At 39.2% G+C, this 25919-nt stretch carries 23 protein-coding genes; 15 read left to right on the forward strand and 8 right to left on the reverse strand.

Annotation, left to right across the window (positions count from 1 at the left end; all coding sequences use genetic code 11):
• Position 1: 1 nt before the first annotated feature.
• Positions 2 to 1015, reverse strand: coding sequence for a sensor histidine kinase (locus JWQ54_RS17995; RefSeq protein WP_299587561.1), 1014 nt, complete (start codon positions 1013 to 1015; stop codon positions 2 to 4).
• 202 nt (positions 1016 to 1217) lie between these two features.
• On the opposite strand from JWQ54_RS17995, the gene JWQ54_RS18000 reads away from it, so the two are divergent.
• From JWQ54_RS18000 to JWQ54_RS18010, 3 genes are read left to right on the forward strand one after another with little or no spacing between them, the layout of a single operon-like run.
• A complete protein-coding gene (locus JWQ54_RS18000; RefSeq protein WP_299587564.1) occupies positions 1218 to 1421 on the forward strand; it encodes a hypothetical protein in 204 nt (67 codons plus the stop codon).
• Positions 1415 to 2314, forward strand: a complete 900-nt coding sequence (locus JWQ54_RS18005) for an ABC transporter ATP-binding protein (RefSeq protein ID WP_299587567.1) — start codon at positions 1415 to 1417, stop codon at positions 2312 to 2314. The genes JWQ54_RS18000 and JWQ54_RS18005 overlap by 7 nt, the downstream gene beginning before the upstream one ends.
• Before the next feature lie 3 nt (positions 2315 to 2317).
• Entirely contained in the window at positions 2318 to 3136 is an 819-nt protein-coding gene (locus JWQ54_RS18010; protein WP_299587570.1) for an ABC transporter permease, read from the forward strand.
• Between the two features lie 136 nt (positions 3137 to 3272).
• On the opposite strand, the gene JWQ54_RS18015 is transcribed toward JWQ54_RS18010, so the two are convergent.
• The 4 genes from JWQ54_RS18015 to JWQ54_RS18030 all read right to left on the reverse strand — a co-directional run bounded on the left by JWQ54_RS18015 (position 3273) and on the right by JWQ54_RS18030 (position 8688).
• A complete protein-coding gene (locus tag JWQ54_RS18015; protein WP_299587573.1) occupies positions 3273 to 4625 on the reverse strand; it encodes a M28 family peptidase in 1353 nt (450 codons plus the stop codon).
• A gap of 45 nt (positions 4626 to 4670) precedes the next feature.
• A complete protein-coding gene (locus JWQ54_RS18020; RefSeq protein WP_299587576.1) occupies positions 4671 to 7835 on the reverse strand; it encodes an ATP-dependent DNA helicase in 3165 nt (1054 codons plus the stop codon).
• 447 nt (positions 7836 to 8282) lie between these two features.
• Positions 8283 to 8537: a PIN domain-containing protein gene (locus JWQ54_RS18025; protein ID WP_299587578.1), complete on the reverse strand. Its 255-nt coding sequence runs from the start codon at positions 8535 to 8537 to the stop codon at positions 8283 to 8285.
• Complete coding sequence (locus JWQ54_RS18030; RefSeq protein WP_299587580.1) at positions 8524 to 8688, reverse strand: hypothetical protein; 165 nt, start codon at positions 8686 to 8688, stop codon at positions 8524 to 8526. Before JWQ54_RS18030 ends, JWQ54_RS18025 begins: the two co-directional genes overlap by 14 nt.
• Before the next feature lie 201 nt (positions 8689 to 8889).
• On the opposite strand from JWQ54_RS18030, the gene gmd reads away from it, so the two are divergent.
• A complete protein-coding gene (gene gmd / locus JWQ54_RS18035) occupies positions 8890 to 10026 on the forward strand; it encodes a GDP-mannose 4,6-dehydratase (protein WP_299587582.1) in 1137 nt (378 codons plus the stop codon).
• 13 nt (positions 10027 to 10039) lie between these two features.
• Positions 10040 to 11650, forward strand: coding sequence for a gliding motility protein RemB (locus JWQ54_RS18040; protein WP_299587584.1), 1611 nt, complete (start codon positions 10040 to 10042; stop codon positions 11648 to 11650).
• A 244-nt stretch (positions 11651 to 11894) separates the two neighbouring features.
• Here JWQ54_RS18040 and dxs read toward each other — a convergent pair whose 3' ends face one another.
• Positions 11895 to 13823 (reverse strand): 1-deoxy-D-xylulose-5-phosphate synthase, encoded by a 1929-nt coding sequence (gene dxs, locus JWQ54_RS18045; protein ID WP_299587587.1) that lies wholly within the window; start codon positions 13821 to 13823, stop codon positions 11895 to 11897.
• A 368-nt stretch (positions 13824 to 14191) separates the two neighbouring features.
• Between dxs and JWQ54_RS18050 the strand changes: the two genes are divergently transcribed.
• The 3 genes from JWQ54_RS18050 to JWQ54_RS18060 all read left to right on the forward strand — a co-directional run bounded on the left by JWQ54_RS18050 (position 14192) and on the right by JWQ54_RS18060 (position 16932).
• A complete protein-coding gene (locus JWQ54_RS18050) occupies positions 14192 to 14947 on the forward strand; it encodes a segregation/condensation protein A (protein ID WP_299587611.1) in 756 nt (251 codons plus the stop codon).
• 151 nt (positions 14948 to 15098) lie between these two features.
• Positions 15099 to 16385 (forward strand): serine hydroxymethyltransferase, encoded by a 1287-nt coding sequence (glyA, locus tag JWQ54_RS18055; protein WP_299587589.1) that lies wholly within the window; start codon positions 15099 to 15101, stop codon positions 16383 to 16385.
• A gap of 157 nt (positions 16386 to 16542) precedes the next feature.
• Positions 16543 to 16932 carry a response regulator gene (locus JWQ54_RS18060; protein WP_299587591.1) on the forward strand — a complete coding sequence of 130 codons (390 nt, stop codon included), beginning with the start codon at positions 16543 to 16545 and terminating at the stop codon, positions 16930 to 16932.
• Positions 16933 to 17093: 161 nt separating this feature from the next.
• Here JWQ54_RS18060 and JWQ54_RS18065 read toward each other — a convergent pair whose 3' ends face one another.
• On the reverse strand, positions 17094 to 17792 hold the full coding sequence (locus tag JWQ54_RS18065; RefSeq protein WP_299587593.1) for a ComF family protein: 699 nt from the start codon (positions 17790 to 17792) through the stop codon (positions 17094 to 17096).
• Between the two features lie 83 nt (positions 17793 to 17875).
• Positions 17876 to 18934: a 23S rRNA (adenine(2503)-C(2))-methyltransferase RlmN gene (gene rlmN / locus JWQ54_RS18070; RefSeq protein WP_299587595.1), complete on the reverse strand. Its 1059-nt coding sequence runs from the start codon at positions 18932 to 18934 to the stop codon at positions 17876 to 17878.
• Positions 18935 to 19076: 142 nt separating this feature from the next.
• Between rlmN and JWQ54_RS18075 the strand changes: the two genes are divergently transcribed.
• The 7 genes from JWQ54_RS18075 to JWQ54_RS18105 form a co-directional block, all read left to right on the forward strand.
• Positions 19077 to 20252, forward strand: a complete 1176-nt coding sequence (locus JWQ54_RS18075) for an amidohydrolase family protein (RefSeq protein ID WP_299587598.1) — start codon at positions 19077 to 19079, stop codon at positions 20250 to 20252.
• A gap of 123 nt (positions 20253 to 20375) precedes the next feature.
• A complete protein-coding gene (locus tag JWQ54_RS18080) occupies positions 20376 to 20654 on the forward strand; it encodes an acylphosphatase (RefSeq protein WP_299587600.1) in 279 nt (92 codons plus the stop codon).
• 33 nt (positions 20655 to 20687) lie between these two features.
• Entirely contained in the window at positions 20688 to 22193 is a 1506-nt protein-coding gene (locus JWQ54_RS18085) for an oligosaccharide flippase family protein (protein ID WP_299587603.1), read from the forward strand.
• Positions 22190 to 22624 carry a dUTP diphosphatase gene (dut, locus tag JWQ54_RS18090; RefSeq protein WP_299587605.1) on the forward strand — a complete coding sequence of 145 codons (435 nt, stop codon included), beginning with the start codon at positions 22190 to 22192 and terminating at the stop codon, positions 22622 to 22624. The genes JWQ54_RS18085 and dut overlap by 4 nt, the downstream gene beginning before the upstream one ends.
• Positions 22625 to 22702: 78 nt before the next feature.
• On the forward strand, positions 22703 to 24484 hold the full coding sequence (locus JWQ54_RS18095; RefSeq protein ID WP_299587607.1) for a tetratricopeptide repeat protein: 1782 nt from the start codon (positions 22703 to 22705) through the stop codon (positions 24482 to 24484).
• On the forward strand, positions 24462 to 25301 hold the full coding sequence (locus JWQ54_RS18100) for a DUF4292 domain-containing protein (RefSeq protein ID WP_299587609.1): 840 nt from the start codon (positions 24462 to 24464) through the stop codon (positions 25299 to 25301). Before JWQ54_RS18095 ends, JWQ54_RS18100 begins: the two co-directional genes overlap by 23 nt.
• Positions 25302 to 25316: 15 nt before the next feature.
• Positions 25317 to 25919 (forward strand): murein hydrolase activator EnvC (locus JWQ54_RS18105; protein ID WP_367187108.1); only part of this gene is annotated, 603 nt, incomplete at its 3' end.

Raw genomic sequence — 25919 nt, forward strand, 5'->3', positions numbered from 1 at the left:
TTTATAAAACTAAAGATAATTCAACTGTGTAAGTATCTGTTTCATCATTTATATCCAAATTATATTTATTTGGATACAGCAAATTTAGCCTGCGTTTAACATTATTCAAACCAATTCCGCCAGAAGCATCCCGGTTATTGGTGTGTTTTTTATTTTGTATGTAAAAATGTAAATGTTCCTCGTCAACATCGATCAATAAACGGATAGGTGTAAGCGGATCATTTGCTACGCCATGTTTAAATGCATTCTCAATAAACGCAATAAGCAATAACGGCACTATCTGCTGGTTTTGTATTTTTCCCTCAACCTTGTAATCAATATAGGCTTTGTCACTAAACCTTATTTTTTGCAGATCGATATAATTTTGAAGGTACTGCAGCTCTTTGGCCAGATCAACCTTATTATCATTACATTCATAAAGCATGTAACGCATAATTTCGGATAGTTTTAATATTGCTTCGGGCGTAGTCGCGGATCGTTGGTAGGCCAGCGAATATATGCTGTTTAACGAATTGAATAAAAAATGAGGATTTATCTGCGATTTAAGGAATGCCAGCTCGGCGCTTAAACGCTGGTTTTCCAGGTCGCGCTGGATGCGTTCATTTAAAAACCAATCAATAGCAAACTTTAGTGCTGTGCTTAAAAATAAAAAGAACAGGTTGGTAAATACCGTGCCTATAAAAAATTGGCCAAAACCAGTTATATGACCTTTTGAGTGGATAAGCACGTATTGTTTAAAAATAAGCGCAAGTCCATATTTGCCAAGGCCAAACAGTACAATGACTAAAACAATGATAAATATGTAAGTAGCATATCGCTTTTTATGAAAAAACTTAGGCAGCAACACCAGGTAATTGATGTAAAACAGGCTGATATTAATAAAAGGATATAAAATGAATAGAACCAGGATCTCGTTGACAGGTATTTTTTCATCTAATTGTGCAACGAATATCAAAAGTGAGATCATTACAACCCAAAAAAATACATGCCAGAATATTTGCCAACGGCTTTTCATCGCACCTAAATTAATATTTACACAATGCTAAAGCATTTATATTATATATAGCACAATGTTTTGTCGATAAACAGGCTGAATTACCCGACGAACAGATTAATTGGCTTATACAGTTGTTCATCTATGAATCCTGTGTGTTGGTCTAAATGTTTTTAGCAGGTGAATTTTTTGATATTTCTTTGTATCATCAAAAGCAATTACGATGAAAACGCTTATCAAAAACTCAAATCCTTTTATCTTATTACTGGTTCCGGTATTTTTTGCACTTATAATGGGTGTAAGTTACCAGTTTCAACAGAAAAGGGAAACTATTGTTGGTACTTCAGTTCACGCCACTTCACTTTTTTATAAAAGTGTTAGCTTAGTAAAAACAGTATGCGCTATAGCTAAAGAAAAAGTATGGTAATTAATACCAGCAACCTAACCTTTAATTTTGGCAATCAAACAGTTGTCAAATCATTATCCTTACAAGTTCCGGAAGGAAGCATATATGGATTCCTTGGCCCAAACGGGGCTGGAAAAACCACTACAATAAAATTGCTGCTTAACCTGCTTAAAACGCAGGAAGGCAGCATTCATATTTTTGATCTTGAGCTGCAAAGCAACCGCATAAAAATTCTTTCACAAATAGGCTCGCTGATTGAGCAGCCTGCAATTTACCTTCATCTTAGCGGAAAAGAAAACCTGCTTAACAGAGCACTATTATTACAAATTCCAGAAAAACGGGTTGATGAAATGCTTACCCTGGTGCATTTGCAGGATGCGGCGCATAAAAAAGCAGGTCAATACTCACTAGGCATGAAACAGCGTTTGGGTATTGCACTGGCGCTATTATCAGACCCCAAATTACTTATACTCGATGAACCAACCAACGGCCTTGATCCTAACGGTATTATAGAGATCCGTGAGTTGTTGATGAAGCTCACCAATGAGCGTAAAAAAACAGTTTTTATATCGAGCCATTTACTTTCTGAGATTGAGCGGATGGCCACTCATGTTGGTATTATTAATCATGGCGAGCTGATGTTCCAGGGCAGTATCAATGATCTGGAAGCATTAAGCAAGCCGCTGGTGCAAATTGAAACCGACCGCACTGTTGATGCCGCCAACTTTTTAAAGAAAAATAACTTTGTTGTTGCCGATGTTAACGATCACCACCTGTATGTTCCATACGCATCAAAAGAAAATATGGGCGAGATAAACGCGGCGCTAAATCAAAACGGATACAATATATACAGCATTAATAAACAGCAAAAAGACCTGGAAAAATTATTTCTAGATATAACCCAAAACGCCTAAACCATGCAAGGATTTATACTATCGTTCAGGTCTGAATTTTATAAAACGCGTAAAACCATGGGCTTTTGGAGCGCTGTTTTACTACCATTACTGCTTTGCTTGTTGCTTTTCATCGGCTTTTTTGTGAAAAGCGATCACATGATCAATACTCCTCCAATGGTCATTTGGTTCCAGTTTGCCGGTGCTATTTTAGGCATAATGGGCTTGCTGCTATTGCCAATGCTTATAATTTTTATTGCTTACTCAGTAAATAATGTTGAGCACAAGGCGGACACCTGGAAAACTATTTTTAGCCTGCCCATATCGAAGCTTTCGGTATATGCAGCCAAATATTTTTATGCGTTTTTTCTCGTGTTTCTTTGTCTCTCATTATTTGTATTGTTTACATTGGGTTTCGGTAATTTATTGAGCACAGTTAAACCATCGTTAAAGTTTAATGAGTATAGCATTGCAGATATCTTAACGAAAATTTATTTTAAGTTTTTCCTGGCCTCATTGGGTATTCTTTCCATCCAGTTTTTACTAAGCCTTTTATTTAGTGATTTTTTAAAGCCCATGGGGATTGGCTTTGTGTGTACCATAACAGGCAGTATTTTAGCTACAAACAATTGGGAATATGCCTATCTTTTTCCCTACTCGCACCCCATGATGGCAATGCGTGCTTTATCGCAGGGGCAGGCCAAGGGCGGCAATCATCCCTCGCCCATAAACTTACATCTTACCATTGACATGTTTACAAAAGACACCTGGGTAAGCCTTATTATAGCAGTAGTGGTTTTTATTGCCGGTTATTTTATTGTATTAAAAAAGAGTGTGAAATAGGGTGAGAAGTCCGAAAGTCGGTAAAGTCAGTAAAGTCCCGAAGTCGGAAAAGTCAGTAAAGTCACGAAGTTTAGATCCTGTTAAACTTTCAAACTTTTATTTTTTCTTTTTCAACTTTACAACATTTCAACAATCTCTATCTGATGGGCTTCGGATACACCGGCAAACTCTCATGCCCTTTTTCATCAACAGATTGCACTGCAAAAAAATAATTATCTTTTGAGTAGCTAAGTGTTAAGCCGGTGCCTTCCACATAAAATTTCTTTTCCCAGTAGGGGCTGATGCTTTCGCGCATCAATACATAATAACCCGCTGGCTTTTTGCCTGCTTTTGGCGCTTCCCATTTTAACGTGGTTTTATTAGTTAAACCACTGGTTACTATACCAACATTTTCTGGCCCGGCGGAGGCAAAAGCCAAGTTTGCAAGAACTGAAAGATTCATTCTGGCCACTTTTTGTACATAATTAAAATCTACAAAATCGGGCAGATCGCCATACTCAACACCCTTTTCAGTACGGATGTCCTGGTGCTGGCGGTTAAAGTCTTCATTCATTTCGGTAAACCTTACTGCTGCAAACCCTTGTTGTAAAAAAGGCACATGGTCGCCACCACGCAGGTAACGGTCGCGCCGATAAATTAGTTTTACGTCAAGCTGGTCAACGTAACGTTCTGCTGTTTCTTTAACATAACGGGCCAGCTCGCGCGATGGACTGTCATTCTCACCCCCTAATGATATTAAACTCTTTATCTCGCGTTCATTGCCGGCGGCTGTAGAAGGCACACCTTCACTAAACACCCGTACACTACGGTTATCTTTCAAATCAGTTTCCATGCCGTGGCTATTGCCAACAATATCATTATTCAGCATGGCATCAACGTTCCATTTTTCGGTTTTAGCGCGTTTGGCAACGTTGGTTGAACCATATAAACCCTGTTCTTCGCCCACAACGCACATGAATATAATGGTTGATGGGAACGACCATTTGCCCATTACCCTTGCCAGCTCCAATGATACTGCCGATCCGGAAGCGTCATCATTGGCGCCCGGTTCAATCGAGTTGGCGTTCATCACATCATTTACCCGCGAATCATAATGTCCGGATACTATATAAACCCTGGTATCGTTAGGATCGGTCCCTTTTAAAGTAGCCAATACATTTTTAAGGTGCACAGGCTTATCAATCCGCTCGCCTTTGGGTTGGGTAAACGTATCAAACTGAACGGTCATCCTTCCCTGTGATTCGACTGCGTACTTTTCCATTTCGGCCTTTATCCAATTACGAGCAGCACCACTGCCTTCGGTTTTACTGGTGGTATCACTCAGTGTATGACGGCTCTTAAAACTTACCAGTTTACGGATATTGGCTTCAATGTTTTTTGATGATACTTCATCAACCATTTGTTTAATAGCTGCGTCCTGTTTAATGGTTGTTTGTGCCGATGCGGGTAAAATGAAAAGTACAGGGATGATTAGTAATAGTTTTTTCATAAATGATGATTATGTTCTGCTGTAATACGTTGTGTTTTTAATGTTTTAATCCGCGCTTTCCTCCTGCATAATATCCCCAACTTGCTTAAAATTGCTTTTTACAAAATGGCACCAGTCGCATTCTTTTTTGCCGCAGCCGGTGTTAAAATCATGGGCCATTATTTTTTGATATACTGTTTTTATTTGTTCAGTTACTTCTTCAGTATCTTCAGGAGTTATAACAACTTTTTCTTTATGATATTCGCCCTCGCTAATTGGTTCAACAAATTCAAAAAGGGTGCTAATCACTTCCCAATCAATTGAATAATCATTATCAATTAAAATTTTATAGAAAACGGCCTGGCGCCAGTAATCGCCGCCATTTGGCGCCTCGGTTGTTGGCCGGTTAAATTTGTCTTTGGAATATTTTAGCTTACCGGTTTTGTAATCAACAACAGTTGCCTGTTTGCCGTTAAATTCTACCTTATCCAGGTTCCCTTTTATGGGTACACCCCCAACTTCTACGTTTTTAATGCTGCGTTCAGTAACAGCAACTTTATTCCACACGGTTATATTTTGGTTATAATAGGCCGGCAAGATCTTTTCACCGTAATCGAGCCGCAGTTTAAAATCTTCTTTGGTAAACGAATCGCGATTGCGGTACATGTACCACCTAAACTCTTTCATGAAATCTTCGGTGAGCGGGAATTCATTGCCATCGTCCTTCAGATTTCTAAAGACTTTGTTCAACGCCCAATGCACAGCCTGCCCAAACGTAGCCGACGGACTTTTACCTGATGGGACCCTTATTAAACACTGAAAATAAAACTTCAGCGGACAATCCAGGTAGTTGCTCAAATGCGTTACCGAAAGGGTATAATCCTGCAATAGCAAGTTGATATAGTTTTTATCCAGCAATTCAACTTTTGGCTTATCAGCCTCGCTGAATTGCAATGCGGTAAAAGCAATCATATCGTCGGCATTCACTTGCGGATAATGTACCGGCAGATTGGTATCTGCTAATATTTCTCCTACAAATTGGGATGCTTCCTGGTCTTTACCGTTTTTGTCCTGGCTGGCAAATGAAATAAACAAATGTTGTTTAGCGCGGGTGATGGCCACATAAAATAACCTGCGCGATTCTTCTTTTTGAGCAATGTCGTCGTCGGTGGCCTGTGTTAAGGTGTCCGGATAACTAAAGCCATAATTGCGGCCTTTGCCATCCCAGATCTTTTTGGTGCAGCCAATTAAAAATACGTGTTCAAATTCTAATCCTTTTGAGCCATGGGCGGTAAGGAAATTAATTCCGTTCTCTGAAAATATTACCTGGTTAAGCGCCAGTCTGATCTTATTTTCTTTCATCAGCTTGATGATTGCTACCAGGTCGGCCAGTTTTATTTCAGGGTTTTTGCGGCTTTCATCCTTCAAAAAATCAAAGAAATTGGTGAGCACCTGCATATACCAACCTTTATCCGGCTGCTGCATAATGTATTTAAGGATACCCATTTTAGCTATCAGCTGCTGAAAAAGCTGCTGCAGCGTATTGCTTGCCGAATAGGTTAGCAGGTAATCGATATCGCTTATCAGGAATTTCATCCGGTGATTTTTAGCCTCATCAAACAAGCCGGTTTGTATAGGCACTTTTATCTCGCTGATATAACGGCGCAGCGATGTTTTAACTTCATTATTCCTTGATGTGGCATAATTTTCTTTCGCTACTGCTACGCTTGCTTTAGCGATCTCGATAGGAGGGATGTCGAAAAAATCATAGTGCATAATCTCAAATAACAGTTCATCCCCGCTATAAGGCGAATCCATTTCCATAGCCAGGTAGCGCATTATATTGATGATCTTCTCGCCAAATGGTAAAGTGAAGATGTCAAGTTTGCGTTTGGTATTAACAGCAATATTTTGTGTATCCAGGTATTGGATCAACTCTTCAACCTGGCTGTGGTTACGATATATCACCGCAATTTCACCGGGTTCGGCACCGTTTGCAAGCAGTTGTTTAATTTTCGTGGCAACGTCAACCAGTTCCTTGCCGGGGTTTTCATATTCATTTATAACAGGTGATGCAACCAGGTCATCAAATCGCGGATGTGCAGCCTGCAGGTTTTTATCCAAAGCCAGTTGAGCGGTTAAACGCTCACGGTTATTGTTTATCAGCGCTTTTGAAATATCCAGGATCTGCTGGTTTGATCGGTAATTATGTTTCAATACCACCGTTTGCAGCGTGCTCACATAATCGTTTGCAAAATCAAGAATATTCTTCATGTTCGCTCCCTGGAACTTAAAGATAGATTGGTCATCATCGCCAACCACAAACACATTCGGTGTTTCCCAGTAATTAAGGATAAACTTTAACAGCTCATTTTGCGACCCGCTTGTATCCTGGAACTCGTCCACCAAAATATATTGGTAGCGTTCCTGGTAACGGCGCAATAGTTCTTCATTTTCACGGAAAGCTTTAAGTACCCAAATGATCATATCGTCATAATCATAACGGCCCTTATCCTTCATTTTTTTGTCGAAATTGCGGTACTCGCTCACAGCAGCAAGCAGCTTTTTCATTAGGTCATGAGCCTTATCAATATCTTTTTGTTTTGGATCGCCTGCCTTTATGCCCGCCTTAACATTTGCCTTTTTATAAATGAACGCTTCCCTGTTTGGCAGATCTTCCAGGTATTCATTTACGGCTTTTTCAATAGCAGCCTCATCCCAGCCTTCACTTTTCATGGTCGAGAAAAGGTTTTTTAGCCTTGGCGCCTCAAAATAGATCTCGCCTGTGAAACGCTTTAATAAATGCTCGTTCGAAAACTCATCAACCAACTCCCTGAAAAGCATAGCTGATTCCAGGTCTGACAAAGCTTCCATATTAAGCTTGCCAAAATAATCGAGGTTCTCCTGGATTATCTCGTTGCAAAAAGCATGGAAAGTATAAATATTAACGCGGTAAGCATCGGGCCCTATAAACTCAAAAAGTCGTTTGCGCATAGCTACCGCGCCGGCATCGGTATAGGTAAGGCATAAAATTTCATGTGCGCTAGCGTCTGTTTCGGTTAATATTTTACCTATGCGGGCAGCCAGGATCTGTGTTTTGCCCGTGCCAGGCCCGGCAATAACCAAAACAGGGCCATCCATTTTATTAACAGCAGCCAGTTGTTCCGGGTTGAGCCGGGCAAGCGCCTGCTGGAATTTTTCGTTATATTTATTGGGAGTAGATGGAATCATTGTAAGGTAAAGGTAATAAAGATGCGGGGAGATAGAAAGAGGTAAGGCGATTGTTACCTTTAAGAGTTACTGAGAAGCATTGGCAACTTCTTAAAAGTTATTAAAGCTAAACTCTATGGATGTAATAACCTCTTTATCAAAATCGTTCTATCTAAACGCTGTCCTGGCTTTAAAAAATGTGAACATAATCTGGTCACTTCAGCCATTCGCTCCTGCGGAGTTTTGGATAGCCAGTAAAGCATGTCCTCATAGCTCTCATCAATTTCCTTTAACACAGCTTTTCGAACAATCGGAACAATTTTCATGGTAGTTATATGTTTATCTGATACTGTTACTTTTCATAATACACAAGGTCTAATCCTATAAGTGTTTTGAATTGTTTGTCGGATGTTATAAGAGGCAGATTTAGAGATATGGAAGTACCGGCAATTATACTATCCGGAAGTTTCATATTTGAAGTTTTTTTACTTCAATGCTTTGGAGCTTGATCTTATTATCAATATTTATGATAGTGCAATCTTCCAAAAAAGCCTCAATTTCTTTTTTCTCATTATCAGCAATATTTTTGTAACTCAATAATTCCATTTCTGAAATTACAGATACATATAATTCTTCTTCGAATAAAAAATCAGCAAGTGTTTCATCTCCATCTAAAATGTATAAAATAGCATTTGTATCTAACAAATATTTATTCCCACTCATCCCGCATTTTCTTTTGTATGATTAATGGGTCTTCTTTTAATTTAATAACACCGCAGTATTTCCTGGTGTTAACACCTTTCCCTGATTTGAGCTTTGTGGAAATGTTATCCATTTCTTTTTTACTAGCTCCTTTTTTAAGTACTAAAACCATTGAATAGAGTTTTTATTAATCAAATTTACCTTTTATATATGATAAGCGAAAACGTAATTTTTTAAACGGAGTTATGCTGGCTATTCAAATTTAATATCTCAATAAAACACAAAAAAATTACTCCACCTCACCTCAAATAACCACATTTACAATTAAATTGGATAATATTGTAGTTATATAATTATTACACGATATTTATTAATGAAAGTTGCTTTAATAACAGGGATTACAGGACAAGATGGCGCATATTTAGCAGAGTTTTTGCTTAAAAAAGGCTACGAGGTACATGGTATAAAAAGAAGGTCGTCATTATTTAATACGGATCGTATCGATCATCTATATCACGATCCGCATGAGCCTAATGTTAAATTGAAACTTCATTACGGCGATCTAACCGATTCAACCAATTTAATAAGGCTTGTTCAGGAGATTCAGCCTGATGAGATCTACAACCTTGCAGCACAAAGCCATGTAAAGGTTAGTTTTGATACCCCTGAATATACTGCCAATGCTGATGGTATTGGTACATTAAGGATATTAGAGGCCGTAAGGTTATTAGGGCTGGAAAAAAAAACCCGGATCTACCAGGCGTCAACATCTGAGCTTTACGGGTTGGTACAGGCGGTACCACAAAGTGAAACCACACCATTTTACCCAAGGTCGCCTTATGCAGTGGCTAAACTATATGGCTATTGGATAATTGTAAATTACCGTGAGGCTTATAACATGTTTGCCTGCAATGGCATCTTATTTAACCATGAAAGCCCTGTACGCGGCGAAACATTTGTTACCCGTAAAATTACACGCGCGGCTTCAAAAATAGCTATGGGTTTACAGGATTGCCTGTATGTAGGTAACTTATCGGCCCAGCGCGACTGGGGTCATGCAAAAGATTATATTGAAGCCATGTGGCTAATGTTGCAGCATGACACGCCAGAAGACTTTGTTATTGCTACAGGGGTTACCACTACGGTTAGGGAGTTTATAAAAATGTCGTTCAATGAACTTGGTATAGAGGTAGAATTTAGCGGGAAGGATGAGAACGAGCGCGGAGTGATCATTGATATTGACCAGCAAAAAGTTGAAGAATTAGGGTTGAATGCTGAAGCTTTAAAGTTTGGGCAAACGGTGGTTAAGATAGATTCAAAATATTTCAGACCAACAGAGGTTGACCTGCTAATAGGTGATGCAACAAAAGCAAAGGAAAAATTGGGATGGATACCAAAATATGATTTGCAGGCATTGGTTAGCGATATGATGCAATCTGATCTGCATTTGGTAAAAAAAGACGATTATTTAAAAAAGGGCGGGTTTAAAACACTTAATTATTTTGAATAATTAAAGCTACATTATGAAGAAAATATTTAGCGCCCTACTATTTCTATTTTCTATAGTTAGCGTCGCCCGTTCGCAATCTGTATATCAGCCATATTCTTACCAATTTTATCAAAAGCTTAATGCTGATGTTTATTCTACAAAAACACGGCAGCATAGTTCATTAAGGCCGTTTTTTGCTGATGATTCATTATTGAAGCATCACTATGATTCATTGATGAACTATGGATCTGATAATAAGCAGCATGGCTGGATTTATCAAAAACTTTTTAATGAGCATTTAATTGATGTTAAAAGCCAAAACTCCACTTTTTACGCCGACCTTTTACCCGATTTTAGCATTGGCAGAGACTTCCAGGGTAAGTTAACCACAAGCACCACCTCGCTTGGTATACAGCTTGGCGGTACGGTTGGTAATAAATTCTACTATAATATAGCTGGCTATGAAAATAGTGCTGTACTTCCCGGTTATCTTTCAACTTATATAAACCAGGTAGGTATTGTCCCCGGGCAGGCTTACGCCAAAACTTATCGTGATAATGGTTACGACTGGGATTATATAACGGCTACAGCATCATATACACCTGTAAAATTTTTAAATATTTCTGCCGGTCGGGATAAAACGTTTATTGGCGATGGTTATCGCTCTTTATTAATATCAGATGCTGCTTCTCCATACCCGTTTTTTAAATTAACCGCTACTTTGGGCAATGTAAGGTATATGGCTATGTGGGCCAGCTTTAACGACCCTATTGATTTGGATGCCAATGGAAATGCCCGTAAAAAAGGTGGCGTGTTTCATTATTTAGACTGGAATGTGAGTAACAGGTTTTCGGTAGGGTTCTTTGATGCAGTTATATGGTATAATAAAGATGAAGCCGGTCATTCCCGTCCTTTTGATGTTTCATACCTAAGCCCTGTTATATTCCTAAGGCCGGTTGAGGCTTTAAATGGCTCGCCTGATAATGCGTTAATTGGCCTCACCAGTAAGTACAAAATTACAGACGGTATTACGGCTTACGGCCAGTTTGCTCTGGACGAATTTGAATCTTCAAATTTTTTCTCTAACTCAGGGAGTTTTCGTAACAAGTACAGCTGGCAATTGGGTTTCAGGGGGGCAGATCTTTTTAATGTAAAAGGGCTGAACTGGCTGCTTGAAAATAATAATTCAAAACCTTATACTTATTCTGAAACCAGCCCGATCATCAGCTATACCGAAAATGGCGAAATGCTGGGCCATCCCTGGGGCGCTAATTTCAGGGAAGTGGTTGGGTTGTTAAATTATTCCTATAAAAGATTTGATTTTTCGGCAGAGGTTGATTACGGGCATTATGGCTTGGATCTGAATGGATTAAATTATGGGAAAGATCCTTTCCAGAACTATAATAATCCGGCAAAAACAAACGGTAATTATATTGGGCAGGGACTCACTACCAATATGGTTTATTTTGAAGGGAAGGCAGGCTATTTGCTTAATCCTAAGTATAACTTACGGATTGAGTTAGGCGGCATAATAAGGAACGAAAAAAACAGCCAGTTTAACGATAAAACCTCAATGATAACTTTCGGGATCCGCAGCTCATTCCGCAGCTTGTATAATGATTTAGCCAGCTATAAAGCTCATTAATGTGCGGATGTGCGGATTTTTGATGTGCAGATGAGTGGAAAATGTGCAAATGTGCGAATATGCAAATGTGCGGATGAAAAAAAACGCATATATCCGATTTATTAGTGCACTAAATTGATTTTATTATCTTCAAATCCGCACATCATCAAATTTCTTCATCTGCACACTCGCACATCCGAAATCCGCACATCATCAAATCATCAAATTTCTTCATCTGCACATTCGCACATCCGAAATTCGCACATCAAGACGCTATTATATGCTTATTTTGCTTAATGCCTAAATTTTTCACCTGCGCTGCTATGCTCTGTGCATCATAACCACATTCAGCCCATAGTTCGGGTTGTTCACCATGTTCTATAATTTGGTCAGGGATCCCTAAACGTACAACTTGCGATTGATAATTATTATCAGCCATAAACTCCAAAACTGCACTGCCCATACCGCCTTCAAGGCAACCGTCCTCAACAGTAAGTACTTTGCTGAACTTTGTAAATACTTCATGCAATAAGACTTCATCTAACGGCTTCACAAAACGGAGATCATAATGTGCAGGATAATAGCCTTCAACATTTAATTCAGCTATTGCTTTTACAGCCTCATTGCCAATATGACCTATTGATAAGATGGCTATTTCCTCTCCATCGCATATTTTACGCCCTTTGCCTACTTTTATTGGTTTTAATGGCCGTTGCCAGTCAACCATAACGCCATTGCCGCGTGGATATCTTATAACAAAAGGTCCCATGTCGTCTTGTTGTGCAGTAAACATCAGGTTGCGTAATTCTTCTTCATTCATTGGTGCAGAAACCGTCATATTAGGAATGCAGCGCATAAAAGCAAGATCATAAGCACCATGGTGTGTTGGCCCGTCGGCACCGGCAACACCGGCTCTGTCAAGGCAAAATACCACGTTAAGGTTTTGTATAGCTACATCATGTATAACCTGGTCATATGCCCTTTGCATAAAGCTAGAGTATATATTGCAAAAAGGTATTAATCCCTGTGTTGCCATGCCTGCCGAAAAAGTGACAGCATGCTGTTCAGCAATGCCAACATCAAAGGCGCGGTTAGGCATTGCCTTCATCATCAGATTAAGTGAACATCCGGATGGCATAGCAGGAGTAACCCCCATTATCCTGGGATTTTGTTCAGCCAGTTCAATAATAGTGTGCCCAAATACGTCCTGGTATTTCGGGGGCTGGGGTTTATCTGATTTTGATTTTTTTATTTCGCCGGTTATTTTGTCAAATAAACCGGGAGCGTGCCACTTGGTTTGGTCTTTTTCGGCTAAGGCATAGCCTTTGCCCTTTACAGTTACACAATGTAAAAGCTTGGGCCCCGGAATGTTCCGCAGATCACGCAAGACCCTCACCAGGTGCTCTACATCATGCCCGTCAATAGGGCCGAAATACCTGAATTTAAGCGCTTCAAAAAAATTGCTTTTTTTAAGCAAAGTGCCCTTTATGCTTTTTTCAAGCTTTTGGGCTATCTTAAAAGCATCAGGCCCTATTGCCGAGATCTTGGCAAGTATATGTGCAATATCGTCCCTGAAACGGTTATAAGGTTTTGATGTGGTAATATCGGTTAAATATTCCTTGAGCGCCCCAACGTTCGGATCAATAGACATGTTGTTGTCGTTCAGGATAACCAGTAGATTTGAATTCTCTATCCCTGCATGGTTCAATGCTTCAAACGCTATTCCCGCGGTCATAGAGCCATCGCCAATTACCGCCACATGCTGCCTGTCGGTTTCTCCTTTATATTGCGAAGCTACCGCCATCCCTAAAGCTGCAGAAATTGAAGTTGAAGAGTGACCTACGCCAAAAGTATCATACTCGCTTTCTGAACGTTTTGGAAAACCGCTCAGGCCGCCATGTACCCTGTTGGTATGAAAAAGATCCCGGCGACCGGTTAATATTTTATGGCCGTAAGCCTGGTGACCAACGTCCCATACTAATTGATCGTAAGGTGTATTTAATACATATTGCAACGCAACTGTAAGTTCAACCACTCCTAAACTGGCCGCAAAATGTCCGCCATTTACCGAAACCACGTCAATTATATATTGACGTAACTCCTGGCAGAGCTGTTTAAGTTCATCCTCTTTAAGCTGTTTTAGTTCAGAAGGGGTGTTGATTTTTTGAAGTAAATTGCCTGCTGGTACCTGCATTTAAGTCCTTAGATAGTTAACCTACAAAGTACGACAATTTATTGTAAATTAACAGCTAAACTTTTTGAATAATTAATAAACATTATATAAAGCATGTTAATAATGACTAAAGAATAGCATATTAAGTCTGTGATTGGTGGAAATACGCAAGGCTATGTACGACAGAAGAAGCAACATAGCGAGGGCGTATGCGATACGCCCTTACACTTAGGCTAATTTTTGATGCGTGTAATATGTAAGGGCGTATTGCATACGCCCCAAATATGCCGGCGAATTACCACCATCAGAATAACTTCAAGATCCTTTCAACCTTTACAACAATTTTCAGCTTTTACAACCCTTACTTTTTACGTATTTTTGAACCAATGATGGTCGAAGAAAATTTTGAGATAAAGTTGCCCCAGTTTGAAGGGCCATTTGACCTGTTGCTTTTTTTTATTGAGCGGGATGAACTGGAGATCCATGATATTCCCATTGCAAGAATCACCGACGACTTTTTAAACTATATTCATCAAATGACCAGCCTGAACATGGAGCTGGCCAGCGAATTTATTATTGTAGCGGCCACGCTTATGCGCATTAAGGCAAAAATGCTGCTGCCGCGATATGAAGCTGAAGATGACGGCAGCCAAACCGATACCAAGGAAGATCTGATCCGCAAGCTGATAGAATATAAAAAGTTTAAGGAGGTGTGTGAAGAGCTGCACCCGCTGGAAGATGAGCGGTTTATGCAAGAGAAACGTGGCAATATAAAATTTGATATCGAACAAACTGAAACTATTGCGCTTCCTGGCGAAGAACTGTCGGAAATTAATTTATATAAATTAATGATGGTATATGGCCGCTTAATGAAGCGTTATCTTACCCGCAGCGAAGAAGTAACACATACTGTAGTTCAATACCCCTACACTATTGAACAGCAAAAAAAAGCCATTGGCGATTTGCTGAGAATTAACAAGATGATGGATTTTAAAGCCATTGCCGCGCAGTCTGAAAACAAGGTGCAATTTGTTTATAACTTTTTGGCCGTACTTGAAATGCTGCAGCAGGAATTGATTGATATACAGGTAGGGCTGGGGTACAATAATTTTTGGATTTCGGCTAAGGTAGAGATTAGCGGTTAGGGACTGGAGATTAGTTGATAACACTAGATAGTCGGGTTTAAACCATTGCTTCATTGTTTTTCGAATTGCCATAGATAAGCTTCCAAAAACTAATCTCTAACCTCCAATCTCTAATCTCTTTTTCCTACCTTTGCCCCGTTTAATTACTACAATGAAAAGAGACAAGTTAATTTTTAAGTTATTGGATGAAGAGCAGGAACGCCAGGAAGAAGGCATTGAGCTTATCGCATCCGAAAATTTTGTAAGCAGGCAGGTTATGGAAGCAGCCGGATCGGTAGCTACTAATAAATATGCCGAAGGATTACCGGGTAAACGCTATTATGGCGGTTGCCAGGTGGTTGACGAAATTGAAACAATAGCTATTGACAGGGCCAAGCAATTATTTAATGCCGAATGGGCAAACGTTCAGCCGCATTCAGGTGCGCAGGCTAATGCGGCTGTAATGCTGGCGGTACTGCAACCAGGCGATAAAATTTTAGGCTTTGATCTGTCGCATGGTGGCCATTTAACACATGGGTCGCCGGTAAATTTTTCAGGTAAGTTATATGAACCACATTTTTATGGGGTTAAAAAAGATACAGGCCTGGTTGATTATGACCTGCTTAAAAAAGTAGCTTTAGAGCAAAAACCAAAACTGATCATTTGCGGAGCTTCAGCTTATTCGCGCGATTGGGATTATGAATTTATCCGTAAAGTTGCTGATGAAGTTGGCGCTTTGGTGCTGGCTGATATATCGCACCCGGCGGGCCTTATAGCCAGGGGCTTATTGAATGATCCGCTGCCGCATTGCCATATTGTTACAACAACAACTCATAAAACCTTACGTGGTCCGCGTGGTGGGATGATCCTTTTAGGAAAAGACTTTGAAAACCCATGGGGACTTAAAACGCCAAAGGGCGAGATCAGGATGATGTCGGCCTTATTAGATATGGCAGTTTTTCCCGGCACGCAGGGTGGTCCATTGGAGCATATAATTGCTGCAAAAGCCATTGCATTTGGCGAAGCTTTGAGCGACGACTATATGAAATATATTGTGCAGGTGAAAAAGAATGGTGCCGCAATGGCAAAAGCATTTACCGATAGAGGGTATGAAATAGTTTCGGGCGGTACTGATAATCACCTGATATTGATTGATCTTCGTAATAAAAACATCACAGGCAAAGCAGCCGAGAACGCTTTGGTAGCTGCTGATATAACCGTTAATAAAAATATGGTGCCTTATGATGATAAATCACCTTTTGTTACTTCGGGCATCCGTGTAGGTACTGCTGCTATTTCAACACGCGGGATGAAGGAAAAACAAATGGAAGATATTGTTGAACTGATTGACCAGGTAATAAATGGTCCCGAAAATGAGGATACCTTAAAAAAAGTTAAGAAAAAGGTTCATAAGCTAATGTATGACTATCCGCTTTACAAGGAGAAACATTCGGAATAAATAAAGATATCATACATAAATTAAGCGGCTTAAGCCGCTTAATTTATGTGGCATTAAACGTTGGGGCAATATTTATGCCCCTAAAGCAATTTTCATAACCTTTTTGAATGTTACAACGTTTAAATGTATATAATTCACAGGCATTAAAGTTAAAAAATTGGAAACTGAATTAAATATAAATGTACTGGTTGTTGATGATAACAACATAAACAGGCTTTTAATTAACAAGGTGCTCACCAGGTGGGGTGCACAAGCTGATTTTGCTGAAAATGGTTTACAAGCCGTTGAAAAGATAACAGCTAATCAAAACTATGATGTTGTTTTGATGGACGTTTATATGCCCGAGATGGGCGGCATTGAAGCTACCCAGGTAATCCGCGCAAAACAGGAACCATACTTTCAGCAATTACCTATTATTGCACTTACAGCATCAATGTTAAGCAGCGAAAGAAACCAGATTGAGGAGGCCGGCATGAATGATTACATCCTTAAACCCTTTGATCCTAAAAATCTTTTCGAAAAATTGAGCGCTTATCAGAAGGTGTGACGGAGGGAGAGGTTAGAGATCAGAGGTTAGGTGAAAAATGCCTTTGATTTTTTCCGGCTATGAACTACGAACTACTCGGCTTACCAGAAGGTGTGATTAGAGGGTAGAGACTGGAGATTAGTTGAGAAGCCATTTTTTAGCTATGAACCATCAACCATGAACTATTCCGCATAAGCAATTGTAGCTATACTCAACTTCAGTCCGGGCACTTTTAATAGTTGTTCGCCGCAAGCTTCCAGGGTAGATCCGGTTGTTATAACATCATCTACCAGTAAAACATGTTTATTTATTAGTTTTTCAGGATTGCTAACAGCGAAAACTTCCTGCATGTTCTCAAACCTTGCAAATCGCGATTTATGGGTTTGTGTTTCTGTAGATTTAGCACGTACCAAATTATTGTCTTCAACAACAGCATTTAGTTTTGCAGCCAATCCTTCAGCAAAGCAGGCGCTTTGATTATAGCCGCGTTCCTTTAACCTTTTTTTATGGAGAGGAACTGGAATTATAAAGTCGACCGTATTAAATATTTCGTTTTTATTTAATTGCTCTCCAGCCATGTTTCCTAACAGGTTACCTATTTGATGCATGCCATTGTATTTAAACTGGTGCATCAGGTTTTGGATCTTTCCGCCTTTGGTAAAGTAAAAAAGTGCAACGGCCGCTTCCAGCTTAATTTTAGCCCAAAACTGCCGGGCAACAATATTATCAGGCAGTAAGTGGAAATTTGTATAGGGTAAATTGTAACGGCAATCAGTGCATAGCAGGTGCTCATTAGCCACCAGGCTCTCGCGGCAGGCAACGCAAAGTTCCGGGAATAGCAGGGAAACAAAATCAGCCAGGTAACTGCGTTGCAGGTTCATGTTTTATGTAGATATTGGTACTAACTCGTATAATTACAGTTTGCTTAAACACCCGCACATCCACGTATCTGCACATCGGCACATCAAACCTTCGCCTCTTCTTTTATAGCAAGCTGTCCACAGGCAGCATCAATGTCTTTACCACGGCTGCGGCGCAGATGCACATTTACACCTTGTTTACGCAGGTAATCAGCAAATGCTTCTACCTTGTCCTCTCCGGCATTTACAAACGCAGCCATTGATATCGGGTTGTACTCAATAATATTAACCTTGCATGGCAGGTGCTTGCAAAACTGGGCCAGCTCGGCAGCATCTTCAATATTATCATTAAAACCATCAAAAATAATATACTCGTAAGTTACCGGGTTTTTAGTTTTTGCGTAATAGTATTTCAAAGCCTCAGCCAATGCCTTTAATGAATTTTGCTCATTAATAGGCATAATAGTATTCCGTTTTTCATCATTAGCAGCATGTAATGACAGCGCCAGGTTAAACTTTACCTGATCGTCGCCAAGCTTTTTTATCATCTTGGCTATCCCTGCTGTTGATACCGTTATCCTTTTAGCAGCCATGTTAAGCCCTTCTTCTGACGTTATCTTCTCAACAGAATCAAGCACGTTCTTATAATTCAGCAAAGGCTCTCCCATTCCCATGTATACAATATTTGAAAGAGGGATGCCATAGTTTTCTCTGGCCTGCTTATCAATAAGCACAACCTGGTCATATATTTCATCAGGGTTCAGGTTGCGTTTGCGCTCCATGTATCCTGTTGCACAAAATTTACAGGTTAAGCTGCAGCCAACTTGCGACGATACGCAGGCAGTCATGCGCCCCGGCGTTGGAATTAAAACACCTTCAATTAAGTGAGTATCGTGTAAAATAAAAGAATTTTTTATAGTTTTATCCGCGCTGAACTGTGAGTTATGAATTTTAACGTTGTTGATAGTGAAATTCTCATTAAGTTTAGTTCGCAGTTCTTTTGAAATATTACTCATCTCGTCGAAAGAAAAGCTTGATTTCTTCCATAGCCATTCATAAACTTGTTTTGCCCTGAAACCTTTTTCCTCCATTCGGATAAAATGTTCCTGTAAAGCGCTCAGGCTTAGGCTGCGGATGTCAATTTTCCCTTTTGTATTAATCACGGTACAAAAGTACGAAATAAAAAAAACTATCTTTTTTAAATGACGTTCTTTTATATTTAAAAACAATAACTAAAAGTTAAGTGTCGTTAATTATGGTTGGATTAGTTAAATAATATTACGAGAAGTGTTACTAAATACCTGAATGAAAAGTTTTAAAGCCGATTACATTTTTCCTGTTTGCGCCGATCCAATTAAGAATGGAATAGTTACTGTTGATGATTTTGGGAAGATAATAGCCGTTATTGATCCCAGTTTATTACCGGAAACGTATAATGCCCCTGTTGAACAGGTTAATGGCATTATTTGTCCTGGTTTTGTTAACACCCATTGCCATCTTGAACTCTCACACCTAAGGGAAAAAGTTAAACAGCGCACCGGGCTGGTTAATTTTATAATTGATATTCAAAAAAGCCGCGACCTTGATAGCGCCATGGTATTGGATGCTGCTGCAAGGGCGGATACTGAAATGTATGAAAATGGGATTGTTGCCGTTGGCGATATTTCAAACACAAACAGCACCATTGCTATTAAAGCAAAAAGCAAATTATATTACCATAGCTTTATTGAAACTTTTGGCTTTTTGCCCGACAGGGCTATCGAGGTATTTAACAACGCTCTTGCTTTACTAAACGAATTTAAACCACAGTCGTGTTCAATTACCCCTCATGCGCCATATTCGGTGTCGAAGGAATTGTTTAAGCTGATCCAAAAGTATAGCGACACAGGGCATAATCTCATCAGCATTCATAACCAGGAATGTGAGGATGAAAATAAATTTTACAGGTATAAGTTGGGAAGCTTTAATGATTTGTATGCACAATTTGGAATGGATATTACCCATTTTAAACCCCAGGCACGCAATTCGCTTCAATCAATATTACCCTTATTAACAACCAGGCAGGAAATTTTACTGGTACATAATACCTGCACCAATTTAAAAGACATATACTTCATAAAACGTTTCGACCGTAAAATACATTTTTGTTTTTGCCCTAATGCAAACCTTTATATTGAAGGTGTACTGCCTAAAATTGAATTATTTATAGGCCAGGGCTATAACATTACCCTGGGTACCGATAGCCTGGCATCAAACGACAAGTTGTGTATTTTAAGCGAAATGCGCACCATACAGGAAAAATTCCCCTCAATAAGCACACAGCAATTAATTGAGTGGGGCACCCTTAACGGTGCAAAATATTTAGGTATTGATGACGAAAAAGGCTCCATTGAACCCGGCAAAACCCCTGGCTTAAACCTGATTTCCGGATTGGATGGCCTGAAAATTACGCCTGAGACGAGTGTGCGGAAACTTGTTTAAATGTTGTAATGTTGAAAAGTTGTAATGTTTTTAAAATGTTCAAATAACCATCACATTAATATTTACAAGCAAACCAATCTTTCCTAACTTTACAACCTTTCAACATTACAACTTTCCAACAGAATGACCCATCTCAATATAACAGTAAAAGGCAAAGTGCAGGGCGTTTTCTACAGGGCATCAACAAAAGCCGTTGCTGATCAGCTTGGTGTTAAAGGGTATGTAAAAAATGAATCTAACGGAGATGTTTTTATTGAGGCCGAAGGTGATAAGTTTGCACTTGAAATGTTTTTGGAATGGTGCCATGAGGGCCCGCAGGATGCTGAAGTAACTTCCGTTGAAAGCAATGAAGGCGAATTAAAAAACTATCGTAATTTTGAGGTTGTAAAAAAGAGCATATAACAACTATGGCCTTTAAATTAATACTTTTTAATATTGTCAACTGCTAAAAAATTCGCCGGGCAAACCGCCTTGTATGGTTTAAGTACAATAGCCGGCCGGGTGCTTAACTTTTTCCTTACCCCGGTTTATACCCACGCTTACTCTACCAAAGTATATGGCATATTTGGTAATATGTACAGCTATGCTTCTATGCTCAACGCCTTGCTGGCTTTTGGTATGGAGACAACTTTTTTCCGGTACTTAAATAAAAGGTCTGAAAATAAAGATGTGGTGTACAATAACTCCTTTGGAGCAATCCTTGCCGTATCAGTTATTTTTCTGCTGATCACATTTCCTTTAAGCAGTTTGATTACCAGTTGGATTCAAATCGACCCCAATACACCTTTTGCCGAATATGTGCAGTACACCAGGTATTTTATTGGGATTTTAATTATCGATGCCCTGTGTGTAATTCCCTTTGCCAAAATACGTGCAGACGGACGCCCCGGCCGTTATGGAAAAATTAAACTGTTAAACATTATCATATTTGTAGGTCTTAATCTGGCTTTTATTTATGTATTGCCTTATATAGTTAATCATAACTTACCCGGTACTGCTTTAATAAAACCATGGTTTAAACATGGCTGGCTGGGTTATGTATTTTTGTCAAACCTTATGGCCAGCATAGCTACATTATTAATGCTGCTACCGGAATTGGCACAACTGAGGCCTAAATTTAATCGCGTCTTGTTGGCTGAAATGTTGCTTTACAGCTGGCCGGTACTTATAGCCAATTTCTCATTCCTTATTAACGAAAATCTCGACAAAATTTTGTTAGGAAAACTACTCCCGGTAAAGGAAAGCGCCACACAGGTTGGTATTTACGTAGCCTGTGCCAAAATATCTATCTTCCTCAGCATATTCGTGAATGCTTTTAGGTTGGGTGCCGAACCTTTCTTTTTTAGTCACGCGAATAATAAAAATGCCAATCAAACTTATGCCCGCATTATGAATTATTTTATTATTGCAGTATGCATGATATTTGTTGCGCTGGTGGCCAATATTGATTTGCTGAAATATTTTATAAGAGGCAGGGATACTACGCAAACTAATTTATACTGGTCGGGTTTAAGGGTGGTGCCACTCCTGCTTTTTGGCTATGTAAGTTTAGGTATTTATATGAACTTGTCTGTTTGGTATAAATTATCCGATCAAACAAAATATGGTTTGTACATTTCGGGAATTGGCGCCATACTTACTATTATATTAAATGTAATATTTATCCCTAAATACAGCTACATGGCATCGGCATGGATCTCGCTGATTGCTTATGCTACTATGATGGTACTATCATACATATGGGGGCAAAAAAATTACCCAATTCCGTATAATTTAAAAAAGAATCTTGCTTATATTATTATTGCAATTGTACTCGTTTATTTATCGTTCAGTGTATTTAAACGTAATATATTTGCAGGTAATGCGCTGTTACTGTTGTTTGTAGCCAGCGCTTTTTATGTCGAACGAAAAGAATTAAAAGCTATTTTTAGCAGGAAATGAATATCAGGATAATTAACAAGTCGAAAAATAATTTGCCGGCTTATGAAACGCTGCATGCAGCAGGTATGGACCTGCGGGCCAACCTTGAAGAAACTATCTTGCTTAAACCAATGGAGCGTAAATTAGTCCCAACAGGGTTATACATTGAATTGCCCGAAGGTTTTGAGGCACAGATCCGTCCGCGAAGCGGATTGGCCTTTAAACATGGTATAGGTATAGTTAACTCGCCGGGAACTATTGATGCCGATTATCGCGGTGAAATTAAAGTGCTGCTTATTAATTTTTCTGATCAGCTTTTTGAGATCAATACCGGCGACAGGATAGCGCAAATGATTGTTGCCATGCACGAGCAGGTTAATTGGGAGCAGGTAGAGATATTAAATGAAACCACAAGAGGTGTTGGCGGTTATGGCCATACAGGAGTGGGGTAGTTGAAGAATCAAGACTATTAGAATTAAGAATCAAGATCAGAAGAAAAATTAGTTTGATTAAGAGGGGAGAACAATTAGATGAGAAACAAACAAACAGGCAGCAAAAATATAAGTAACTGTAATAAGATACAGCTTACCCGCGCTGTCTTGATTCTTGCCTCTTGCTTCCTGATTCTCTCCCAAAAAGCTTTTAGTCAGAACAAAAAGATCGTGGTTGTTGTCAGGAGACCTATGACATCGGCAGACAGTGCGATGGTGAAACAGATCTTTTTTTCGGCGCTTAGCGCAAAGACTATTGAAAATACAACGCTTGCTGCTGAACTTTTTGAGAAAATTACCCAGATTGATCCTGCAAATGATGCCTCATTATATGAGCTGGCTCTCATTAAAAAAACAAAAAATAATTATAATGAAGCCCAAACCCTGCTTGAAAAAGCGGTAACTGTTAACCCGGACAATGAATGGTACTGGACAGCTTTGGCAGATTGTTATGAAAAAAACAATGGCATTGATAAGCTTGATAATGTATTTAATGAATTAATAAGAATTCATCCTGACAAGCCCGATTATTACTTTGATAAGGCTAACGCATTTTTTTATCAAAACAAATATGACGAGGCATTAAAGGTTTATGATAAGATTGAGGAATTAACCGGCCCAACAGATGACCTGCTTGCTAACCGGCAGAAAATTTACCTTAAACAAGGCAAGGTTGATCTGGCAGCTCAGCAAATGGAGCAAATGATTGCTGCTGATCCATCCCAAATAAAATATTATTTGTTTCTTTCGCAGCTTTACAGTTCAAACAACCTTAACGATAAAGCGCTGAAAGTTTTGCAGACCGCCGTAAAGATAAAACCCAATAGCGGCTTAATACATTTAGCGCTGGCAGACATTTACAGGGATAAACAAAATGTTGAAGCCAGCTATAACGAACTTACACTGGCATTTGCCATTCCAGACCTGGACATTCAGCAAAAAATAAAGATCATTTTAGGCTATCTTCCAAAGTTCCCTGACCCTAATGCTAAAGCCAGTGCGCTTGAGTTAAGCCGTATCCTCACTGTTGCTCATCCTACTGATGCCAAAGCCTTTGCCATATACGGAGATATGCTGCTGCAAAACGAAAAGCTTAAAGATGCTAAAGCAATGTACCAAAAGTCGGTTGCTTTAAACAGCCAGGTTTATGAGGTACAAGAGCAACTGGTACGTATTGAGCTTGGCGATAATGATATTGATGGCGCAGTTAGGGATGGAGAAAACTCACTGTCATTATTCCCAAACCAGGCATGGATGAATTACCTGGTTGGTGTTGCCTGGCTGCAGAAAAAGGATTATCATAAGGCAATTGATTATATTAAAAATGCAACTTCATTAGAACTTCAGGATAAGGACCTACTTTCGCAAAGCTTTTCATCACTTGGCGATTGTTATCATGATTTAAAGGATAATAAAAGCGCATATGAGGCGTATGATAAGGCTTTAACCTACAATGCTAATAATGCATTTACTTTAAACAATTATGCTTACTACCTATCGCTAACAGGTGAGCAATTGGATAAGGCAGAAAAAATGTCAAAGCGTTCAAATGAATTACAGCCAAATAATGCTTCGTTTGAAGATACTTATGCCTGGATATTATTTAAGCAAAAGAATTACAACGGCGCTAAAGCATGGATAGACAAAGCATTGGCAGACGATACAAATAAAAGTGCCGGAAAAATAGAACATTATGGCGATATACTGTTTTATTTAGGGGATGTTGACGGGGCGGTTGACAATTGGAAGAAAGCTAAAGAAAAAGGCGATAAGTCGCCGGTTTTGGAACAAAAAATAAATGAAAAGAAATACATTGAATAATATTTTATATAACAGACCATTGTTGGCCAATAGTTATATAAAATTAATAACGATTTGCTGTCTGTTGCTTGTTTTTAGCTGTAAAAGCCGCAAGCAGGTTATGGTTAAAAGGGTAGCAGCCGATAGCGCTGCTGCCGTGAAACCGGTTGATACCAAAGCAGAAAAATTAACAGTTATAAAGGGTAAGCAAATAAGCTTTAATACTTTTTCGGGCAAGGCTAAAACCAAGCTTGATATGAGCGGCAACAGCAATGATGTTACCCTGAACATCAGGATCCAGAAGGATAAAAAGATCTGGGTTTCGGTTACTGCTATTGCCGGTATTGAGGTTGCAAGAGCATTGATTACGCCTGATAGTATATTGCTGATAAATCGTTTGCAAAGCGTGTATGTGCGTAAGCCTTTTAGTTATGTTAACAAATTTGCCGGCAAACAGATTAATTATAAAACACTGGAATCGTTACTTATAGGTAATGCCATTCCCGAACTATTATCTGAGGATGCAGAATTTATTTCGGCTGGTGGTAACACTACCTTAACAGGGAACTTAAACGATGTGATTTATAAGCTTATATTGGGCCCTGATATGAAAGCCACCCAAACAAATTTGGGTAATCAAAGCGCCGCACAAACATTACAAGTAACAAACAGCGCTTTTATACAGGCTACCAACAGAATAATGCCTTCGGAAATAGATATGGCATCAGTAGTAAAAGATAAAAAAATACAGGTTAATTTGCACTACACAAAAGCAGACTTTGATCAGCCACTAGATTATCCATTTAGTATTCCATCAAGATACCAACCTGCAGATTAACATTATTAAAAGTAGATGAGATTTTTTAAAGTAGTATTCTTTTTGGTTTTAGTTTTTGCGGCGTTTAGCGTGCATGCACAAAGCAGTGCAGAATTAAAGCGCCAGCGTGAAGCATTAACACAACAATTAGAGCAGCTTAACCATGAATACCAGGAAACAGCAAATAACAAAAAAACTACTTTAAAGCAGCTAAATTTACTAAAACAACAGATCAATATTCGCGAACAAAAAATTAGCAATATAAATTCTGAGGTAAGAAACCTGGATAACCAGATTACGGAGAACAATCATTTTGTACGTAATTTACAAACACAGCTGGATCAGCTTAAAAAAGAATATGCAGCAATGGTGCTGTTCACTTATCGAAACCAAAGCGCCTATAATAAGCTGATGTTTATTTTTGCCGCAAAAGACTTTAACCAGTCATATAAGCGTTTAAAGTATTTACAGCAGTTTGGATCCTATCGCGAACGGCAGGCACAATACATAATGGGTACCCAAAAAGACCTGCATGTAAAGATAAATGAACTGGATAATACAAAAAAACAAAAGAACACTTTGCTGGTGGACCAGGTAAAAGAGAAAGAAACACTTGGTAAGCAAAAAAATGATCAGGCC

The sequence above is a fragment of the Mucilaginibacter sp. genome (assembly GCF_028288225.1).
Classification (GTDB): domain Bacteria; phylum Bacteroidota; class Bacteroidia; order Sphingobacteriales; family Sphingobacteriaceae; genus Mucilaginibacter.

Bases quoted from the DNA above. Each gene is read 5' to 3' on its own strand.
- JWQ54_RS17995 (WP_299587561.1), bottom strand. From the start codon at position 1,015: ATGAAAAGCCGTTGGCAAATATTCTGGCATGTATTTTTTTGGGTTGTA.
- JWQ54_RS18000 (WP_299587564.1), top strand. From the start codon at position 1,218: ATGAAAACGCTTATCAAAAACTCAAATCCTTTTATCTTATTACTGGTT.
- JWQ54_RS18005 (WP_299587567.1), top strand. From the start codon at position 1,415: ATGGTAATTAATACCAGCAACCTAACCTTTAATTTTGGCAATCAAACA.
- JWQ54_RS18010 (WP_299587570.1), top strand. From the start codon at position 2,318: ATGCAAGGATTTATACTATCGTTCAGGTCTGAATTTTATAAAACGCGT.
- JWQ54_RS18015 (WP_299587573.1), bottom strand. From the start codon at position 4,625: ATGAAAAAACTATTACTAATCATCCCTGTACTTTTCATTTTACCCGCA.
- JWQ54_RS18020 (WP_299587576.1), bottom strand. From the start codon at position 7,835: ATGATTCCATCTACTCCCAATAAATATAACGAAAAATTCCAGCAGGCG.
- JWQ54_RS18025 (WP_299587578.1), bottom strand. From the start codon at position 8,537: ATGAGTGGGAATAAATATTTGTTAGATACAAATGCTATTTTATACATT.
- JWQ54_RS18030 (WP_299587580.1), bottom strand. From the start codon at position 8,688: ATGGTTTTAGTACTTAAAAAAGGAGCTAGTAAAAAAGAAATGGATAAC.
- gmd (WP_299587582.1), top strand. From the start codon at position 8,890: ATGAAAGTTGCTTTAATAACAGGGATTACAGGACAAGATGGCGCATAT.
- JWQ54_RS18040 (WP_299587584.1), top strand. From the start codon at position 10,040: ATGAAGAAAATATTTAGCGCCCTACTATTTCTATTTTCTATAGTTAGC.
- dxs (WP_299587587.1), bottom strand. From the start codon at position 13,823: ATGCAGGTACCAGCAGGCAATTTACTTCAAAAAATCAACACCCCTTCT.
- JWQ54_RS18050 (WP_299587611.1), top strand. From the start codon at position 14,192: ATGGTCGAAGAAAATTTTGAGATAAAGTTGCCCCAGTTTGAAGGGCCA.
- glyA (WP_299587589.1), top strand. From the start codon at position 15,099: ATGAAAAGAGACAAGTTAATTTTTAAGTTATTGGATGAAGAGCAGGAA.
- JWQ54_RS18065 (WP_299587593.1), bottom strand. From the start codon at position 17,792: ATGAACCTGCAACGCAGTTACCTGGCTGATTTTGTTTCCCTGCTATTC.
- JWQ54_RS18075 (WP_299587598.1), top strand. From the start codon at position 19,077: ATGAAAAGTTTTAAAGCCGATTACATTTTTCCTGTTTGCGCCGATCCA.
- JWQ54_RS18080 (WP_299587600.1), top strand. From the start codon at position 20,376: ATGACCCATCTCAATATAACAGTAAAAGGCAAAGTGCAGGGCGTTTTC.
- dut (WP_299587605.1), top strand. From the start codon at position 22,190: ATGAATATCAGGATAATTAACAAGTCGAAAAATAATTTGCCGGCTTAT.
- JWQ54_RS18095 (WP_299587607.1), top strand. From the start codon at position 22,703: ATGAGAAACAAACAAACAGGCAGCAAAAATATAAGTAACTGTAATAAG.
- JWQ54_RS18100 (WP_299587609.1), top strand. From the start codon at position 24,462: ATGAAAAGAAATACATTGAATAATATTTTATATAACAGACCATTGTTG.